General features: G+C 57.7%; 15 protein-coding genes and 1 pseudogene. 8 read left to right on the top strand and 8 right to left on the bottom strand.

Annotated elements, in window-relative coordinates; translation table 11 throughout:
• Window positions 1-74: 74 nt before the first annotated feature.
• From GHO41_RS03965 to GHO41_RS03955, 3 genes are read left to right on the top strand one after another with little or no spacing between them, the layout of a single operon-like run.
• Window positions 75-1700: a BCCT family transporter gene (locus tag GHO41_RS03965; RefSeq protein ID WP_153433001.1), complete on the top strand. Its 1626-nt coding sequence runs from the start codon at window positions 75-77 to the stop codon at window positions 1698-1700.
• Window positions 1697-2818 (top strand): mandelate racemase/muconate lactonizing enzyme family protein, encoded by a 1122-nt coding sequence (locus GHO41_RS03960; RefSeq protein WP_048368040.1) that lies wholly within the window; start codon window positions 1697-1699, stop codon window positions 2816-2818. The genes GHO41_RS03965 and GHO41_RS03960 overlap by 4 nt, the downstream gene beginning before the upstream one ends.
• 16 nt (window positions 2819-2834) lie before the next feature.
• Window positions 2835-3953 carry a mandelate racemase/muconate lactonizing enzyme family protein gene (locus GHO41_RS03955; protein ID WP_153433000.1) on the top strand — a complete coding sequence of 373 codons (1119 nt, stop codon included), beginning with the start codon at window positions 2835-2837 and terminating at the stop codon, window positions 3951-3953.
• 63 nt (window positions 3954-4016) lie between these two features.
• Here the strand turns inward: GHO41_RS03955 and GHO41_RS03950 are convergent, their stop codons facing one another.
• From GHO41_RS03950 to GHO41_RS03935, 4 genes and pseudogenes are all read right to left on the bottom strand, one after another.
• A complete protein-coding gene (locus GHO41_RS03950; protein WP_153432999.1) occupies window positions 4017-5297 on the bottom strand; it encodes a GGDEF domain-containing protein in 1281 nt (426 codons plus the stop codon).
• 84 nt (window positions 5298-5381) lie between these two features.
• Window positions 5382-6017, bottom strand: a pseudogene (locus GHO41_RS03945) (LysE family translocator).
• A gap of 147 nt (window positions 6018-6164) precedes the next feature.
• Window positions 6165-7322 carry a phosphatidylserine/phosphatidylglycerophosphate/cardiolipin synthase family protein gene (locus GHO41_RS03940; protein ID WP_153326216.1) on the bottom strand — a complete coding sequence of 386 codons (1158 nt, stop codon included), beginning with the start codon at window positions 7320-7322 and terminating at the stop codon, window positions 6165-6167.
• A 1-nt stretch (window position 7323) separates the two neighbouring features.
• Entirely contained in the window at window positions 7324-7914 is a 591-nt protein-coding gene (locus GHO41_RS03935) for a YceI family protein (protein ID WP_048368049.1), read from the bottom strand.
• Window positions 7915-8140: 226 nt separating this feature from the next.
• On the opposite strand from GHO41_RS03935, the gene olsB reads away from it, so the two are divergent.
• Together olsB and GHO41_RS03925 are read left to right on the top strand one after the other, a co-directional pair.
• Window positions 8141-8896 (top strand): L-ornithine N(alpha)-acyltransferase, encoded by a 756-nt coding sequence (olsB, locus tag GHO41_RS03930; RefSeq protein WP_153326213.1) that lies wholly within the window; start codon window positions 8141-8143, stop codon window positions 8894-8896.
• Window positions 8896-9684, top strand: coding sequence for a lysophospholipid acyltransferase family protein (locus GHO41_RS03925; protein WP_048368052.1), 789 nt, complete (start codon window positions 8896-8898; stop codon window positions 9682-9684). Before olsB ends, GHO41_RS03925 begins: the two co-directional genes overlap by 1 nt.
• Window positions 9685-10262: 578 nt before the next feature.
• Here GHO41_RS03925 and GHO41_RS03920 read toward each other — a convergent pair.
• Window positions 10263-10850, bottom strand: coding sequence for an ACP phosphodiesterase (locus GHO41_RS03920; RefSeq protein ID WP_048368053.1), 588 nt, complete (start codon window positions 10848-10850; stop codon window positions 10263-10265).
• 169 nt (window positions 10851-11019) lie between these two features.
• Here GHO41_RS03920 and GHO41_RS03915 point away from each other — a divergent pair, with 169 nt between their 5' ends.
• From GHO41_RS03915 to GHO41_RS03905, 3 genes are read left to right on the top strand one after another with little or no spacing between them, the layout of a single operon-like run.
• Window positions 11020-11322 carry a helix-turn-helix transcriptional regulator gene (locus tag GHO41_RS03915; protein WP_048385531.1) on the top strand — a complete coding sequence of 101 codons (303 nt, stop codon included), beginning with the start codon at window positions 11020-11022 and terminating at the stop codon, window positions 11320-11322.
• A gap of 11 nt (window positions 11323-11333) precedes the next feature.
• Window positions 11334-12500 carry an MFS transporter gene (locus tag GHO41_RS03910; RefSeq protein ID WP_048368057.1) on the top strand — a complete coding sequence of 389 codons (1167 nt, stop codon included), beginning with the start codon at window positions 11334-11336 and terminating at the stop codon, window positions 12498-12500.
• 20 nt (window positions 12501-12520) lie between these two features.
• Entirely contained in the window at window positions 12521-13570 is a 1050-nt protein-coding gene (locus GHO41_RS03905) for an alkene reductase (protein WP_153432998.1), read from the top strand.
• Between the two features lie 618 nt (window positions 13571-14188).
• Here the strand turns inward: GHO41_RS03905 and rpoS are convergent.
• The 3 genes from rpoS to GHO41_RS03890 form a co-directional block, all read right to left on the bottom strand.
• On the bottom strand, window positions 14189-15193 hold the full coding sequence (rpoS, locus tag GHO41_RS03900) for an RNA polymerase sigma factor RpoS (RefSeq protein ID WP_048368060.1): 1005 nt from the start codon (window positions 15191-15193) through the stop codon (window positions 14189-14191).
• A gap of 108 nt (window positions 15194-15301) precedes the next feature.
• Window positions 15302-16123 carry a peptidoglycan DD-metalloendopeptidase family protein gene (locus tag GHO41_RS03895; protein WP_048368462.1) on the bottom strand — a complete coding sequence of 274 codons (822 nt, stop codon included), beginning with the start codon at window positions 16121-16123 and terminating at the stop codon, window positions 15302-15304.
• A 208-nt stretch (window positions 16124-16331) separates the two neighbouring features.
• Entirely contained in the window at window positions 16332-16967 is a 636-nt protein-coding gene (locus tag GHO41_RS03890) for a protein-L-isoaspartate(D-aspartate) O-methyltransferase (protein WP_164488137.1), read from the bottom strand.
• Window positions 16968-16978 lie beyond the last annotated feature (11 nt).

Genomic DNA, 16978 nt, shown 5'->3' with positions numbered 1-16978 from the left:
AGCCTGCCTACATTAGCCGCAGACCCCGAAAATAAAGGGGGCCTATCCAATAATTACAATAGTTGGGACTCAATATGCTGCAAAACACGCAGAAAGACCTAACCCTGATTTTCACCAGTATTGCGGTGATTTCGCTGACGGTTATCGGCCTGATGATGTTTCCCGATCAGGCCAAAGTGCTGGCCGATCATCTGTTCACTTCCGCCACCATGACCTTCGGCACACTGGTGCAAGTGCTGGGGTTTGTCTGCGTCATCCTGATCGTCGGTCTGGCCTTCAGCAAGTACGGCAACATCCGCTTGGGCGAAGGCAAACCGGAGTACAAAAACACCAGTTGGATCTTCATGTTCATTTGCGCAGGGCTCGGCTCGGCAACCATGTACTGGGCCTTTATGGAGTGGGCGTATTACTACCTCACACCGGGCCTGGACATTGCCTCCGCCAGTAAGCAAGCGCTGGAAATGAGCATCGCGTACTCGTTCTTTCACTGGGGCATCACCCCCTGGGCGATCTACGGCATTGCCTCGCTGGCGATGGCGTACCACTTCCATGTCCGCAAAAACAAAGGCCTGAGCCTGGCGGGCATTATTGAGGCGATTACCGGCTTCAAGGCCCACGGCCCGGTGGGACGAATCATCGACCTGATCTTCCTGTTTGCCACCTTCGGCGGGCTGGTCCTGACCACCACCCTCACCGCGTCGACCGTGGCTAAAGGGCTGTCCGATCTGACCGGCCTGACTGACGGCTTTTTGCTCAAGGCCTGTCTGGTGATGTTAGTCACCGTGGTGTTCTCGCTCAGTTCCTGGATCGGCATCAGCTCCGGCATGCAGCGCCTGGCCAAGCTGGCCTGCGGCATGACCATGCTTTTCGCTCTGGTTGTATTGCTGCTTGGGCCAACCCTGTTCAGCATCAATAACACCGCCAACGCTATTGGCCTGACACTGCAAAATTTCATCCACATGAGCCTGGCCACGGATCCAACCGGTAACGGCGAATTTGCTCGCGGCTGGACGGTGTTTTATTGGCTGTACTGGATCACTTATGCGCCGGGCGTGGCCATTTTCGTCACCCGTGTGTCCAAGGGCCGCACAATCAAGGAAGTGGTCATGGCCATGATCCTCGGGGGCTGCGGCGGGTGCTGGTTCTTCTTCGGCAGCCTGCAGAGTTTTGCCATTCACCAGTTCATCACCGATGTGGTCAACGCGCCCGCCATGCTCAGCGGTGCCGGTGGCGAAGCGGCAGTCTCGCTACTGTTGAACAGCCTGCCTTTTGGCAAAGTACTGTCGGTCATCTACTTCGTGTTGATGCTGGTTTTCCTGGCCTCGCACCTCGACGCCGTGGCCTACACCGTTGCCGCAACCAGCACCCGCAATCTGCGCGAAGGCCAGGACCCGGCGCCGTCACTGCGTTTGTTCTGGTGCCTGCTGCTGGCCGCGTTGCCACTGGCGATGCTGTACATCAACGCCTCACTCAACACCTTGAAAACAGCGGTGATCCTGACCGCCATCCCGTTCATTTTTATCCTGTTCGTAAAAATCTGGGGCCTGTTGAAATGGCTGCGTGAAGACTATGCCGCCATGCCCGCCAGTCTGATCGAAGAACAGAGCCAACGCCTGTCCACCATGGATGCCGCCCAAGCAAGCGCCGCCCGTGCCCACCAACGCCACGGTGCTGCACCGACTCTGGAAACACAGCCATGAAAATCATAGATGTAGAAGCCATCTGGTTGCGCGTGCCTGCGCTCGATCAACCCTGCGAATGGGGTGAAGATGCGTTGATCGTGCGCATCCATACCGACACCGGGCTGATCGGTGTCGGGGAAACCGACAGTTCCCCGGCGGTGGTCAAAGCCTTGATCGAAACCCCGGCCTCCCACGAAACCTGTCAGGGTTTGCGCGACATACTGCTGGGCGAAAACCCGCTGGAAATCGACCGCTTGTGGAAGAAGATGTACCGCCAATCCGAATACATGGGCCGCCGCGGGGCGGCGATTCATGCGATCAGTGCGCTGGATATCGCACTCTGGGACCTTGCCGGGCAGCATTACGGCGTGCCGGTGCACACGTTGCTGGGCGGAAAATACCGTGAGCACATCCCGGCTTACGGCACGTTTATTCCAAGGCCCGACGAAGCCGGTAACCGTGAACTTGTGCGGGGGTTGCTGGCCCAGGGTTTGCGCAGCATCAAGTTGGGTGGCGCGGGATTTGGCGAGGACCTGCGCAAAGACCAGGCATTGCTGCGAGTCATCCGGGAAGAAATCGGTGACGATGTGCAACTGCAAATCGACCTGGTGGGCCGTTGGCGAAACTACCCGCACGCACTGGCGCAATGTGATGCATTGCGTGAGTTCAATCTGAACTGGATCGAAGAGCCCCTGCCCTCCGACGATACGCGCGGCTTGGCGTATCTGGCTGAGCGCTCGGGCATGCGCATATCCGGCGGCGAAGGCCTGGCCACACGCCATGAATTCCGTCACTTCCTCGAAGCATCAAGGCCCGCGATCATTCAGCCCGACATTACCCGCTGCGGCGGTATCAGCGAGATGCGCCACATCTACGAGCTGGCACAACTGCATGGCGCGCAATTGGTCCCTCACGGTTTCAGCACCGGAATTTTGCTGGCGGCCACGGTGCACTTTCTCGCCGCCAGCGAATTCGGTGAACTGATCGAGTACTCACAAAGTGACAGCCCGCTGTTCCGGGGGTTGGTGAAAAACCTGTTGCCACTGCATGACGGCCAGGTCCCTGTGCCCGATACACCTGGACTGGGCGTGGTGCTGGACGAGGCCATGATTGAGCGCTACCGCGTTCACCGCTGAATCCAGGAGATGAGACATGACGAATCTGATCATTGAACACGTTGAAGTCTTTGCCTGTACGCCGCCGGTACGCGGCTCTACCTGGACCCCGGAACAACCCGAGCCGTGCACCACGCATACGTTTATTCGTATCACCACCCGAGATGGTGTGGTGGGCAGCGCGGCCACGGATGCTTACACCTCGCATCATCGCGATGCTGTACTGGCTGAAACGCTGCGCGACATGATCCCGGACCTGATCGGCCGCTCAGCACTGGATCGCGAAGCACTGTGGCTGCACTTTCATCCCAAGGCGTATGCGCGTTCGGCGCAAGCTCAAGCCCTGATTGATGTTGCGTTGTGGGATATTGCCGCACAAGCGGCCGGGCAGCCCTTGTTCAAGCTGCTCGGCGGTTACCGCGAGCATATTGACGCTTATGCCAGCACTCCGGTGCTGGCGACGCCGCACGCTTATGTCGAGGCAGTGCAACAACTGGCCGAGCGAGGCTATCGGGCAATCAAGTTTCACTGCTGGTGCGATCCGGCACGGGACCTGGAGATGATTGAACAGGTGCAGCGTGCACATGCCGATAAAGGCCTGGCCCTGATGCTGGATGTAGAACAGCGTTATGACCTGAACGCGGCGTTGAGAGTAGGCCAGTTACTGGGTGAACTGGGTTACGCCTGGTTTGAAGCGCCGCTGGATGACTATGACCTTGCCGGCTATCAGCAACTGACGGCGCGGCTGAATGTGCCGGTGCTGGCGGCCGGCAATGCCATTACCGACTATCGATTGGTGGCCTTTGCCGTCCGGCAACACTGCTGGAGCCGGGTACGGGTTGACGTGATGACCTGCGGCGGCATTACACCCGCGCTTAAAATCATCCATAACGCCGCCGCCAATGGCATTCAGGTCGAACTGCAAAGCTGGGGCCATGCGCTTGCACAAGCTGCCAACCTGCACCTGATGCTCGGGCAGCCAACCAGCAGCTACTTCGAGCAGGCGTGCGAATATGAGCTGTTCGAATTTGCCACAGCCAACCCGATCCGCACCAATCCACGCGGGAAAGTCACCGCACCGGGCAATGCGGGTTTAGGCCTTGAAATCGACTGGGCCCAGATCGAGTGGTGTGCAGACATACACCTCAAGCAATAAAGCAATGTGCAGGAGCGAGCTTCGCGATCTTTGGGTGTTTAAAAAGATCGCGACGCGCAGGGATTAACGGCTACTTTTTTTCACGCTGTACATGGCCGTGTCGGCCTGGTGCAGCAGTTGCCGGGCGTCGTCGCCATGTTCGGGGTAAACGGCGATACCGATGCTGGGGAGGGTGTTGAGTGTTTGCCCTTCAATCAAGAGGGGCTGGCTCAATTCAGTGCGGATGTTCTCAGCGACGATCAACCCGTCTTCTGGCCGTTTGAGGTTTTCAAGCACCACTACAAACTCGTCGCCACTCATTCTGGCCACGGTGTCGCTTTCGCGCACACAGGCTTTTAAGCGCAACGCCACGTGTTGCAGCAACACGTCGCCAACGCCATGTCCGTAACTGTCATTGATCCGTTTGAAGTCATCCAGATCGACATACAGCACTGCCAGATATTGCTGCTCGCGTTTGGCCCGGGCCAGCGCGCTGTTTAAACGTTCGTACAGAAACTCGCGATTGGGCAAGCCGGTCAGCGCATCGTGCTGCGCCAAAAACTGCAGGTGAGCGTGGAGTTTTTTTCTTTCAATGGCCGCTGCAATCTGGGCGGATACGAACTGCAGCAGCTCTTTGTGCGCCTCGGTATAGGGCTCACTGCCCAATGAGCTCTTGACCAGCACCGCACCGATAATGCCGTTTTGCGCTACCAACGGGGCGCCCAGCCACGACGCCGAACCCTGCTCGGCGTGCAGTAGCATCTGCTCACTGCGGGTGACGTTCTGGCTCAGCCGCGTCACCTCGGCCAGCGGCCAATCACCGTGCTCTGCAACCCGATAAGGAAAACTCAATAAACCATCCGGCTGATCACACAGTGCGACCGAAAAGTTTATCGCTGGCAGCCACTGACCGATCAACGCGTGTACGCGCTTGAATAATTCCAGCAAATCCCCTGCCCCATGGGCGGCTTCGGAGATGGCAAACAGTGCCAACTGACGGGACTCGGCCAGTTTGCGTTCGGTAATGTCACGGGCCACCGCGATGTGCAGTCGATAGTCTTCTGACCAGCGCGCAGACCACAAAATATGGATGACACTGCCGTCTTTGCGTAGATAACGGTTCTCGAAATTGGGCAGGGGGTCACCCTCCCTGACGCCATTGGCGGCCTGTAAGGTGCGCTCACGGTCAGCCGGGTGAACCAGATCGATAATGCAACGGCCGATCAGTTCGTCCTGCTCATAGCCAAAAATACGCAGGCAGGCCGCGCTGACATAAACAATGTGGTACTTGCGGTCCACGACGCAGACCGCATCCAGCAACTGATCAATAAAACTGGCTTGAGACAGGTATCTTTTGATGTCCATAAAGCCCTCGATGCCTCGAGATTAAACGTGAACATCCATCCCTATCCCTGTGTTGCCCCATGACTGCACTCCCGGCAGATCACTTTACTTGTTGCTGCCCACCAGCCCTGGCAAGGCATGCGCCAGCGCGCTGATGGCAAAGCCGATAAACATCACGCCACACTAACGTGTAATCAGCAATTGATGGCGTTGATACAGCGCACGTACATGACCCGCACCTACGATACCGATCAAGATCACATACGCCAGTGCGCCGCCGACAAAGCTCAGGGCGATGAGCCAGGGCAGCATGCTCCAGGTAAGCAGTTCGGCACGCCCGGACAGCAGCGCGGTGAAAGTCGCCACGGCCACCGGGTAGGCTTTGGGGTTGGTCAGGCCGAAGAAAATACCGTGGGCAAACGGCTTACGGGCCGGGCCTTCCTCAGCCACGCTGCTGCGCTTGGCACGCACGGCGCGCAGGCCCAGCCAGAACAGGTAAAGGCCGCTGATCAAGCCCAATACGTTGAATGCAGTGCTGCCAAACTCCCGCGCGCCGACAATCGCAATCAACGCCGTGCTGCACCAAATCACATCACCCAGCAAATGCCCGCACAGGAAGCCGGCGCCCGCACGGCGCCCACGGGCTGCGCCAATGCCGAACACAGCCAGGACACCCGGGCCCGGAGTGATGCCATAGATAAAGCCCGACGCCAGTACGGCCAGCCACAATGAAGAAGTCATGCGCAACGCTCCAAAAAATTCAGACTTCACGCTGTCCAGTCGCCCGTGAAGTCGTTCGATTTTGCACGTTCTGCAACGTTATGTAACCGCGTGTTCAAGAAAATGCCCTGCTTTCTTCAAACAGCCTCGGCATTCAGGCGGTAACCCTTAACGGCGGCGCCCCAAAAGGTTGACCACCACCCGGTCAACCCAGCCCCAGATACGCTGTTTGACCCGCCCCCACAATGGCCGGGACTGCCAGGCTTGCAAGGTGATCGGCAGGCTCTGCGCAAAGTCGTTCATAAAGCTGGCCGCCACGGCTTTGCTCAGCGTCGGGTCGATGGCTTCCAGGTTGGCCTCAAGGTTAAAACGTAGATTCCAGTGGTCAAAGTTGCACGAGCCAATGCTCACCCAGTCGTCGACCAGGACCATTTTCAGGTGCAGAAAGCACGGCTGATATTCAAATATTTGCACCCCGGACTTGAGCAACCGCGGGTAGTAACGATGCCCGGCGTAACGCACGGACGGGTGATCGGTGCGGGGGCCGGTCAATAGCAACCGCACATCGACCCCGCGATTGGCCGCGCGACGCAGCGAGCGCCGCACACTCCAGGTGGGTAGAAAGTAAGGCGTGGCCAGCCAGATGTTGTGCTGGGCGCTGTTAATGGCCCGCACCAGCGATTGCAGAATGTCGCGGTGCTGATGGGCATCGGCATAGGCCACTCGGCCCAGGCCCTCGCCCTGCTGAGGCGCCTTGGGCAATCGCGCGAGGCCAAAGTGGGTGGCAGGTTTCCAGGCTTTGCGGCTGATGTTGGCGCGCCATTGGCGCTCAAACAGCATCTGCCAGTCCTGCACCAGCGGCCCCTCAATCTGCACCATCACCTCGTGCCAGTCGCACACGTTTTGCGCAGGCTGCCAGAACTCATCGGTAATGCCCGTCCCGCCTACCACCGCCAATTGCTGGTCCACCAGCAACAGCTTGCGGTGATCGCGGTACAGATTGTTCAGCCCCCGACGCCAGCTCAGCGGGTTGTAAAAGCGAAGCTCCACGCCCGCTGCCAGCAGCCTGAGGCGCAAGGCTTCGGTAAACGCCAGGCTGCCATAGGCATCGAACAGGCAGCGCACTCGCACCTCACGCAACGCGGCGCGCTCCAGCGCCTGGACCGTGACTTCAGCGCACTGCCCGGCCTCGACCAGATAAAACTCCAGATCAATGTGATCCTGCGCCTGATCGATAGCCGCCAGCATCTGCGGGAAAAACTGCGGGCCATCGATCAGTAACTTGAATTGGTTGGCGCCGTGCCAAGGGAACACCGCGCCCGCCATCTTAGCGAGCCGTGAAAATCAGCACCGCGTTCACCGGTACTGAAAAGCTGATAGCCGACAATCCGGCGGATTTACGCAAGGTTTCGAGTTCTGGCTGCAAGCCAAAATCTTCAGCCTGAAGCATCAGCGGTTCGAGGGTTACAACCTGGAAGCGCTGCTCATCCAGCCGCGTCGCCAGCAACTCGGCCTCATAGGTGTGCTGTTTGCCACGCAGGCTCACGGTGACCGGCAGGCGCAATTCCACTTGAGCACCCGGCGCCAGCTCGTTGATGGGCTGCAGATTGATTTGCGCGGTGATTTGCGCTTCAGGGAAATGCTTGAAATCGAACAACTGGTCACGCATGCGCTCATCGCGCAAAGGCACCGCGCTGTTGACCGAGTCCATTTCTATCCGCAATTGCGCGTGGCCCTTGCGGTCGACTTTGCCGTGCAACACCAGAAAGCGGTGCTTGTTCGCGACATTGGCATTTTGCGTGGTGATAAATGAAAGCCGTGATGACTCACCGTCCAGGTACCAACTGGCCTGAGCCGACAGGCTCACCCCGAGGGTTAATAGCAACGCACCAGCGGCGGATAAAAACGTCTTGAACATAAAAACTCATCGGCAGGTAAACGGCCTCTAGTGTGAGTGCTTTAGCGCCGTCCGGGCATATTTTTTTACTCCGCTTTAGAGCACTCGTCCATCGCGCCAGTTCCTTGGCCGGACGCTGTCATACAAGCATCACTCAATTGTCATGGTCATGACACTGGCGCTCCCTAGCCTGAGATTGCACACCTCAGTCGACAAGGCGGGCTTGATGCCTGCACGGAGATTCGCAATGGCCCAGATCGCCCGTATCCGCGACACCGCTCAAGAACGCCGACTGCAGGCTGAACGCTTGCTTGGCCCAGAGGCCTTGCGTGAGGCACAAGCCTTGCGCTTCCGGGTTTTCAGTGGCGAACTGAACGCCAAACTGAAAAGCGCCGACTGTGGCCTGGACATCGACGACTACGATGCGCATTGCGAACACATCGGGGTTCGCGACCTCAACACCGGCCTGCTGGTGGCGACCACTCGCCTGCTGGACCACAGTGCAGCACGAAACATTGGTCATTTTTACAGCGAAGAAGAATTCAGCCTTCACGGCCTGGCGCACCTGCAAGGCCCGATTCTTGAAATCGGCCGCACCTGTGTCGATCCGGCCTACCGCAATGGCGGCACCATCGCCGTGTTGTGGGGCGAGTTGGCTGAAGTCCTTAACCAGGGTGATTACCACTACCTGATGGGCTGCGCGAGCATCCCGATGCAAGACGGTGGCATTCAGGCCCAGGCGATCATGCAACGTCTGCGCGAGCGTTACCTGTGCACTGAACATTTGCGCGCCGAACCGAAAAACCCGCTGCCCGCGCTGGACGTTCCGGCAAACGTCATCACCGAAATGCCCCCGCTGCTCAAAGCCTACATGCGCCTGGGCGCGAAGATTTGTGGTGAGCCGTGCTGGGACGAAGATTTCCAGGTCGCTGACGTCTTTATCCTGCTCAAGCGCGACGAACTGTGCCCGCGCTATGCACGCCACTTCAAGGCAGCCATGTAATGAACCGCCTGCGCCTGTATGGGCGAGTGGTTCGGGTGTTGGCGGTGGTCAGCCTGGGATTGGGCATGGCGAGTATTTTCGCCCTGCTCCATCGGTTGCACCTGAACAGCGCCATGGATCGGCGCCAACGCTGGACACAGTTCTTCATGAAGCGGCTGAGCAATGCCCTGCCGTTTCAAGTCACCGTGGTTGGCGAGCGACCTGTCACACCGATGTTGTGGGTCAGTAATCATGTGTCGTGGACCGACATTGCCTTGCTCGGGCAACTGACGCCGCTGTCTTTTCTGTCCAAGGCCGAAGTGCGCAGCTGGCCTGTGGCGGGTTGGCTGGCGGACCAGGCCGGTAGCCTGTTTATCCGCAGGGGCGCGGGTGACAGCCAGACCATTCGCGAGCAGATGAGTCGTCACTTGCAGCAACAGCATCCGTTATTGATGTTCCCGGAAGGCACGACCACCGACGGGCGTTCAGTGCGCACCTTCCATGGCCGCTTGTTGTCAGCGGCGATAGACAGTGACGTGGCGTTGCAACCGGTGGCGATTCGTTATTTGCGCAATGGCGAGAGCGATCCGATCGCACCGTTTATTGGCGATGACGACTTGCTCTCGCATTTGCTGCGTTTGTTTGCTCACGAGCAGGCACAGGTTGAGATACACCTGCTGGAGCCGATTGCATGTGAGCAGCAAGAACGCGCAATGCTGGCGTTCAAGGCGCAGGAAGCGATTCGCCAAGTGGTCAGCGGAGCACCGCAAACCCGTCCGCAGACTGAGTGCGAGCCGGCGGCGGCTTAGCCGACTCTCGCTCCTAAAGGTGTATTGCGTACAACCTGTAGTCGCTGACGAGGGACGAAGGCTGCGAAAGATCAAAAGATCGCGAGGCAAGCTCGCTCCTACAGATGTATTGCGAAACCTCGTAGCAGTTGACGAGCTTTGCGAGGCTACGTCCGGGCGCGCAGCGGCCGTAGATCGCAGCCTGCGGCGGCTCCTACACTTTTACCGCGCCCGCCTGTAGTCGCTGACGAGGCACGAAGGCTGCGAAAGATCAAAAGATCGCGAGGCAAGCTCGCTCCTACAGGTGTATTGCGCACCCCTGTAGCAGTTGACGAGCTTTGCGAGGCTACGTCCGGGCGCGCAGCGGCCGTAGATCGCAGCCTGCGGCGGCTCCTACGCTTTTACCGCGTACGCCTGTAGTCGCTGACGAGGCACGAAGGCTGCGAAAGATCAAAAGATCGCGATGCAAGCTCGCTCCTACAGATGTATTGCGAAACCTCGTAGCAGTTGACGAGCTTTGCGAGGCTACGTCCGGGCGCGCAGCGGCCGTAAGAAGAGCCAAAATCAAAAGATCGCGAGCAAGCTCGCTCCTACAGGTTTTATGGCGTCTGGCTGAGTTTTTCGCGGGCGGCAAACGCCTGCAGTTGCGGGTAGAAGGCGCTGAAGTCTTCACTCAGCGGCTCATACAAGGCACGCAGGTCGCGCATGGCGCCGCTCAGTTCTTGTGGGTGCGAAAGACGCCGGGCGATGCCATTGAACACTTGCTCCAGCACGCCAAAGTCTCTATAGGACCCCAACCAGTCGTGCGCAGCCATGTGCGGGGCGATGCTGGCCAGACGCTTGGGCAACTGGGGTTGCGCAACCAGCAGCGCATAGAACGTTGAGGTGAAGCGCTCCAGCGGCCCTTCAGCGTATTGCGCCCAATCACGCGCCAGGCAATGGTCGAAGAAAACGTCCAGTACAATGCCGGCATAGCGCCGCCGGGTCTGGGTGAAACGCGACAACGACTGATCAACCAGCGGATGCGCGTCGGTGAAGACGTCGATGCTGCGGTGCAACTGGATCGCCGACTCTATTGCCGGGCTGTATTGGCCCTGCAGGCGCCCTTTCACGAAGTCGCCATAGAGACTACCGAGCAATTCTTCTGGCCGCTGGCCGCCAAGGTGCAGATGTGCGAGATAATTCATGCCGCGCAGTTTAGCACCGCGCTATTACGCACGACCAAAACATATCGTTATAACTCGATATACCGATTTGAGCTGACGTCAGATCAAATACATATTTGTATATCGCGATATTACGATTTAAAGTTCGCCTCATCGCGATATAACGCTACACCTCATGAGCACTGCCACTATGCCGATCGACCTCGACGAAATAATAAAAGCGCTGGCACACCCAGTACGCCGAGAAATCATTCGCCTGCTTAAAAATCCGCAGGTCGAGTTTCCTGACCAGCACCACAGCACTGAGCACGGTGTGTGCGCAGGCCAGTTCGACCAACGCTTCGGGTTGTCGCAATCCACTGTTTCCGCCCACCTCGCCACTTTGCAGCGTGCTGGCTTGATCAGCAGCCAAAAAGTCGGCCAATGGCACTTTTTTAAACGCAATGAGGAAACCATTCAGGCCTTCCTCGCAACACTGAGCCAAGAGCTTTAACAAGGAACTCCATGCCTCTCTCGCTACTTATTCTGGCGCTTAGCGCCTTCGCCATCGGGACCACCGAATTTGTGATCATGGGCTTGCTGCCCGATGTCGCAGCCGATTTGGGCGTGTCCATTCCGGGCGCTGGCTGGCTGGTAACGGGCTATGCCCTGGGCGTGGCCATTGGCGCGCCGTTTATGGCGCTGGCCACCGCCAAGTTGCCGCGCAAGGCCGCGCTGGTGGCGTTGATGGGCATCTTTATTGTTGGCAATCTGCTTTGCGCACTGGCCAGTGATTACGAGGTGCTGATGCTGGCCCGTGTGATTACCGCCCTGTGCCATGGCGCGTTCTTCGGTATCGGCTCGGTGGTGGCTGCCGGCCTGGTGCCTGCCAACAAGCGCGCATCTGCGGTCGCACTGATGTTTACCGGCCTGACCCTGGCAAACGTGCTGGGTGTGCCGCTGGGCACCGCCTTGGGCCAGGTTGCAGGATGGCGCTCGACATTCTTTGCCGTGACGGTGATTGGTGTGGTGGCGTTGATCGGCCTGATCCGCTTTTTGCCCACCAAGCGTGACGAAGAAAAACTCGACATGCGCGCCGAACTGGCTGCCCTCAAAGGCGCCGGGATCTGGCTGTCGTTGAGCATGACGGCATTGTTTTCGGCCTCCATGTTCACCCTCTTCACCTACGTCGCGCCGCTGCTCGGTGACGTGACGGGCGTATCGCCAACCGGCGTGACCTGGACCCTGCTGCTGATCGGCCTGGGCCTGACTGTCGGCAACATTATTGGCGGCAAGTTGGCGGACAAGCGCTTGGGCGCGACGTTGATCGGCGTGTTTATCGCAATGGCCGTGGTCTCGACCGTATTGACCTGGACCAGCGTGGCCCTGATTCCAACCGAGATCACCCTGTTCTTGTGGGCCACCGCTTCGTTTGCTGCGGTGCCCGCCTTGCAAGTCAACGTGGTGACCTTCGGCAAAGCCGCACCCAACTTGGTGTCGACCCTGAATATTGGCGCCTTTAACGTCGGCAACGCACTGGGCGCCTGGGTAGGCGGCAGCGTGATTGCCCACGGTTTCGGCCTCACCAGCGTACCGCTGGCCGCCGCAGCGCTGGCGATACTGGCGCTGCTGGTCACCCTGATTACTTTTCGCCAGAACGGTAACCCCGAACTGGCCTCTGCCACACACTGATCCTTGAGAGGGCTGCATTAATGACCACGATTTTTGATCCGATCAAGCTGGGCGACCTTGAGCTGCCTAACCGCATCATCATGGCGCCGCTGACCCGCTGCCGTGCCGATGAAGACCGTGTGCCAGGCGCTCTGATCGCGGAGTACTACGTACAGCGCGCTTCAGCAGGCTTGATCCTCAGCGAAGCCACTTCGGTTACCCCGCTGGGCGTTGGCTACCCGGACACCCCCGGTATCTGGTCTGACGAACAGGTTCGCGGCTGGACCAACGTCACCAAGGCCATCCATGCCGCCGGTGGGCGCATCTTCCTGCAACTGTGGCACGTTGGGCGGATTTCCCACTCGCTGTACCTGAACGGTGAACTGCCCGTCGCACCGAGCGCCATCGCCGCCAAAGGCCATGTCAGCCTGGTTCGTCCAAAGAAAGACTTCGAAGTGCCACGCGCCTTGGAAACGGCTGAGATCGCCGACATCGTCGAGGCTTACCGTACCGGTGCCGAAAACGCCAAAGCCGCAGGTTTTGACGGCGTTGAGATCCATGGCGCCAACGGTTACCTGCTCGATCAGTTCCTGCAAAGCAGCACCAACCAGCGCACCGACCAATACGGTGGTTCGTTGGAAAACCGTGCCCGCCTGATGCTGGAAGTCACCGACGCGGTAGTCGAAGTCTGGGGTGCTGGCCGCGTTGGCATGCACTTGTCGCCTCGCGCAGACCTGCACGACATGGGCGATGACAACCGGGCTGAAACTTTCGGGTATGTTGCTCGAGAACTGGGCAAGCGCGGTATCGCGTTTATCTGCGCCCGTGAGCGCGAAGCAGAAGACAGCCTGGGCCCACAGCTCAAAGCAGCGTTTGGCGGCCCTTACATCGTCAACGAAGGCTTCACTAAAGACAGCGCCAATGCCTTGATCGCTGCCGGCAAGGCCGACGCTGTTGCGTTTGGCGTGCCTTTTATTGCCAACCCTGACCTGCCAGCCCGCTTGAAGGCCGATGCACCGCTCAATGAGCCACATCCAGAGACCTTCTACTCCAAAGGCCCTGTCGGCTTTATTGACTACCCGACGCTGTAAGCCCGCGCTTAAACACCGGCCTGCTTGTGGCCGGTCTTTAAACACATAAAAAAACGCCCAAGGCCATTCAAGCCCTGGGCGTTTTGTTTTAAATGCAGGTAACGGCTTAAACGCTTAAGTGGCGCGCCAGAGCACTTTTTAACGGGCAAAAAAAAGGGGCGGTTTGACCCGCCCACATTTTTTCCCTAATCCCTTTTGTTCCTTCTCATCATCCTGATGAATTGCATCCTGCAATGTCCTTAACGTTCTTCCTTGAACGCCGTGTCTATCCGTCGACACAGTTAAGATACTAGAGCCTTCTAAAATTGCTGCAAGCGCACCAGTTATAGATTTTTATTACAAAGCAGCGCCTTAAAAAAATACAAAACCTATTACTTTCAACGAGTTATAAAACTCAACAAGTAAGAAAAAGTCATTCATTCCTACGTCTTTCGCCGTTGGCTTACAGAAAACGTAAGTAAAGGCTTACATCCGATCGCAGATAAAGCTCAACTTCGTACGTGTCATCCCATTTCAAGCCCACACATTTTTAAGAACAGGCCTGAATTGACTTGGCGCAAAAAATGTCAGCCCATAAAAAAACCCCGAAAGCTCGGGGTTTTAGTCAGCACACTTCGTTTACTGAAACAGTGATTCGCTCGACAAACCATTACGTTCAAGAATCTCACGCAGTCGCTTGAGGCCTTCAACCTGGATTTGTCGTACACGCTCACGGGTCAAGCCAATTTCCAGCCCGACATCTTCAAGGGTACTGCTTTCATGCCCACGCAAGCCGAAGCGGCGAATCACCACCTCGCGCTGTTTGTCGGTGAGCTCGGATAGCCACTCATCAATACTCTGCGACAAATCATCGTCCTGCAGCAGCTCACAAGGGTCTGTAGGGCGATCATCGGTGAGGGTATCAAGCAGTGTTTTATCGGAGTCCGGGCCTAAAGAAACGTCTACCGAAGACACACGTTCGTTGAGCCCAAGCATGCGCTTGACCTCCGAGACGGGTTTTTCGAGCAGATTGGCGATTTCTTCAGGGGAGGGTTCGTGATCGAGCTTTTGCGTCAGTTCGCGCGCAGCTCGCAGGTAGACATTGAGCTCTTTTACAACGTGGATCGGTAAACGGATAGTACGGGTCTGGTTCATGATTGCCCGTTCAATCGTCTGACGGATCCACCAGGTGGCGTAGGTCGAGAAGCGGAACCCGCGTTCCGGGTCAAATTTCTCGACTGCCCGAATCAGGCCCAGATTGCCCTCTTCGATCAGGTCTAGCAGTGAAAGCCCACGATTGACGTAGCGTCGGGCGATTTTCACCACCAGTCGCAAGTTACTTTCAATCATGCGTTTGCGCCCAGCGGGATCGCCACTTTGCGATAAACGCGCAAAATGGACTTCTTCTGCTGGTGAGAGCAACGGGGAGAAGCCAATTTCATTGAGGTACAGCTGAGTCGCATCGAGCGCCCGGGTGTAATCAATGTACTTGTGCTGCTTTGAGGCAGCTGCTTTTTTCGACTTGGTGCGAGCTGTAGGGGTTGAGTCGTTTTCTTCTGACATCAAGTCACTATCGATGCTGGCGTCCATAAGGAGCACCTCATCGTCGATGTCAAACCCCGGCGCTTCTTTGCTGAGAGCCATTGTTCTAGTCCTTTGGTGAGTTCGACCTCAAGCTCAAGCATCGCCTTTATCCTTGGCAACGCTGGAGCCTGTTCCTTTCATCTACATCAGGAACAGGCTGGTAACTGATCAACGGCGTGGAAGGAATTGCAATGGATCTACAGGTTTACCCTGGCGGCGAATTTCAAAGTGAAGTTTCACCCGGTCTGTACCAGTTGACCCCATTTCGGCAATTTTCTGCCCGACCTTGACCTGCTGCCCCTCCCGTACCAAAAGCCTGCGGTTGTGGCCGTAGGCACTAACATAGGTGTCACTGTGTTTGATGATGACCAGTTCGCCGTAGCCCCTCAATCCACTGCCAGCGTATACAACTGAGCCATCAGACGCAGCCAAAACAGGCTGTCCCAAATCTCCGGCAATATCAATACCTTTATTCAAACTACCGTTTGAAGAAAATTTCCCGATCAAAATCCCGTCAGCGGGCCATCCCCAGCCTTTAGGTGCAGGGCCTGCAGGCAAAGGCTGCGTGTTGACCGGTGTCGCCGTCGTGGCGACCGGGCGCTTGGTGACGGTGGTTTTACTGCCTGATGAAGACGAAACCACGGTGGTTGTCGTGCCCCCTGAAGGGACAGTTCCTGCACGTCCATCGAAACGAATTGATTGCCCCGGAACGATCGTATACGGGGCCGCAATGTTGTTTTTTGCCGCCAGCGCTTTCCAGTCCCAACCGTAGCGAAAGGCAATCGAGAACAACGTATCGCCACGTTTGACCACATACTGACCGGTGGTCACAGCCGGGCGCTGAGCCACACCGTTAACGCCACTTGTACCGCTTTTGGACGCGCTGGAACACGCCGCCAACATCGCCAGGGAGACACTTAACACCAGACCCGCCACTACTCTCTGATAGCTTATGGTCCCCATACGCTGCGTAATGACTGTGAGACTCACCCGCCGCTCCCTTTGAAGATGGCTAAAAATTAGAACGCCAGTCGCGGCCCTCATTGGGCGCAAGTATAACTGGCTGTACAGCTTTGCAGACGGCAAAGCCCATTCATAAACGTATTGTTTAAACCCTAAACAGGCACCGGACGGGCCTGACCACTGCGCTGTATGACCCGTACCCGGCTTGATAATTCAGCCGGGCAGCGCTAAAGAATCAGGCCAGCGGCCCATTAAGCAGCGGTACAAACCGCACATTGCCGATTACGCGCCTGGCAAAGCCGTGCTCTTCACGCACGATCAGCATCAGTTGCTGAACGTCACCGGCACCGACCGGGATCACCAGGCGCCCGCCCGGAGCCAGTTGGTCGAGCAAGGCCTGCGGTACATCCGTGGCCACGGCGGTGACGATAATGCCGTTGTAAGGTGCAAGCGCCGGCCACCCTTCCCAACCATCGCCCCAGCGAAAGACCACGTTACGCAAGTTAAGCTCAAGCAGGCGTTCTTTGGCGCGATCCTGCAGCACCTTGATGCGTTCGACCGAGAAAATCCGCTCAACCAACTGCGACAACACCGCTGTCTGGTAACCCGAACCGGTGCCGATCTCCATGACTTTGTCCAGCGGGCCGTCTTCGAGCAGCAGCTCGCTCATGCGCGCCACCATATACGGCTGGGAGATGGTCTGGTTGTTGCCAATCGGCAGCGCCGTGTCTTCGTAGGCACGGTGGGCCAGGGCTTCATCAACAAACAGGTGACGAGGTGTGCGCCGAATGACCTCAAGCACTTTCTGGTTAACGATGCCCTCTTCACGCAGGCGCTGAATCAGCCGCTCACGTGTCCGCTCCGAGGTCATGCCAATGCCGC

The organism is Pseudomonas sp. FSL R10-0399 (assembly GCF_009600165.1).
In the GTDB taxonomy this organism is placed as follows: domain Bacteria; phylum Pseudomonadota; class Gammaproteobacteria; order Pseudomonadales; family Pseudomonadaceae; genus Aquipseudomonas; species Aquipseudomonas helleri.
Note: the sequence above shows the minus strand (reverse complement) of the source record. Positions and strands in the feature narration are given on the sequence as shown.